This window comes from Lachnoclostridium sp. MSJ-17 (assembly GCF_018918205.1).
Lineage (GTDB): Bacteria > Bacillota > Clostridia > Oscillospirales > Acutalibacteraceae > Ruminococcoides.
Genome location: NZ_JAHLQB010000060.1, coordinates 1 through 548, shown reverse-complemented (window position 1 = coordinate 548; position 548 = coordinate 1). Strand labels below are relative to the sequence as shown.

Below are 548 nucleotides of genomic sequence, written 5' to 3'. Positions count from 1 at the left end.
TTTCAAGGTACTTTCTTTTTGTCAGAGCTTGCTCTGACAAAAATGGTGGGCTTAAGTGGACTCGAACCACCGACCTCCCGCTTATCAGGCGGACGCTCTAACCGGCTGAGCTATAAGCCCATATTGGTTTGGCTCAAATCTTAAGCCGTTGGTGGAGATAAGCGGGATCGAACCGCTGACCCCCTGCTTGCAAAGCAGGTGCTCTCCCAGCTGAGCTATACCCCCATATCTCTTTCAGGGTTTCAGGACCCTGAAAATTGAACAACGATTTGCAAGTGAACTTTCGTAATGCTGACCTTGGATGTTAGAACAGCCTGTTTCATCTGTTGGTCTCCATAGAAAGGAGGTGATCCAGCCGCACCTTCCGATACGGCTACCTTGTTACGACTTCACCCCAGTCGCCAATCCTACCTTCGGCAGCGCTCTCACGCGGTTGAACTACTGACTTCGGGTATTACCGGCTCCCATGGTGTGACGGGCGGTGTGTACAAGGCCCGGGAACGTATTCACCGCGGCATGCTGATCCGCGATTACTAGCAATTCCGACT

2 tRNA genes and 1 rRNA gene are annotated in these 548 nt (G+C 52.0%); all 3 read right to left on the bottom strand.

Features of this window, described 5'->3' with window-relative positions:
• Window positions 1-43: 43 nt before the first annotated feature.
• A tRNA-Ile gene (locus tag KQI64_RS05445) sits at window positions 44-120 on the bottom strand.
• 29 nt (window positions 121-149) lie between these two features.
• Window positions 150-225: transfer RNA gene (locus KQI64_RS05440), tRNA-Ala, on the bottom strand.
• A 114-nt stretch (window positions 226-339) separates the two neighbouring features.
• A 16S ribosomal RNA gene (locus KQI64_RS05435) occupies window positions 340-548 on the bottom strand; the annotation flags it as partial.